General features: G+C 60.3%; 1 protein-coding gene. It reads right to left on the bottom strand.

Going from position 1 to position 524, the window contains the following annotated elements:
• Positions 1–154 precede the first annotated feature (154 nt).
• Positions 155–469, bottom strand: coding sequence for a DUF1153 domain-containing protein (locus tag XarbCFBP7408_RS22115; RefSeq protein ID WP_104563050.1), 315 nt, complete (start codon positions 467–469; stop codon positions 155–157).
• Between the last annotated feature and the right edge of the window lie 55 nt (positions 470–524).

Here is a 524-nt window from a genome sequence, read left to right as displayed (position 1 = left end):
TCCTTGATTGGCTCAGCCAACTCCGGCTTCACCTTGGCGGGCGAGCTGGTCGGCGTGTAGTACATCGTGCGACGTGCCACGCCGAACCACTGGCACAGCTTGGTCATCGGAACTGAAACACCTTCTTCCTTCAGGCCCTGCTGGACCGAGAGCATCAGCTCTCGTCCTTTCCCAGCAGGGATACCAGCTTTTTTCGCGCACGGATCTCCAGCATGGCCTCGCCGTAGGCCTCCTGCAGGTCCTTCAGCTGGCGCTCGTACTGCTCGCGCACGTCCTCCGGCTTGGCCCTCAGCGCGTTCTCCAGGCCGCGCTTGCCCTCTTCGACCCAGCTTTCGATCTCAGCCGGAGTCAGGTCGAACTGGCGGCTGGCAGCAGCCACCGTCCTCTTGCCTTGGATGATCTCAAGGACCAGAGCAGACTTGCGCCGGGCGGTCCAGCGCTTGATCTCTGCTTCCATCACTTCGCTCATTGGTGTCTCCTTCAGGGAAAGTAACACTTGAGCAGGAATTCAGTGGGTCATTACA

Source organism: Xanthomonas arboricola pv. guizotiae, assembly GCF_002940205.1.
Taxonomy (GTDB): Bacteria; Pseudomonadota; Gammaproteobacteria; order Xanthomonadales; family Xanthomonadaceae; genus Xanthomonas; species Xanthomonas arboricola_C.
The sequence above is the reverse complement of the archived record's forward strand: the minus strand, read 5'-3'. Positions and strand labels throughout refer to the sequence as shown.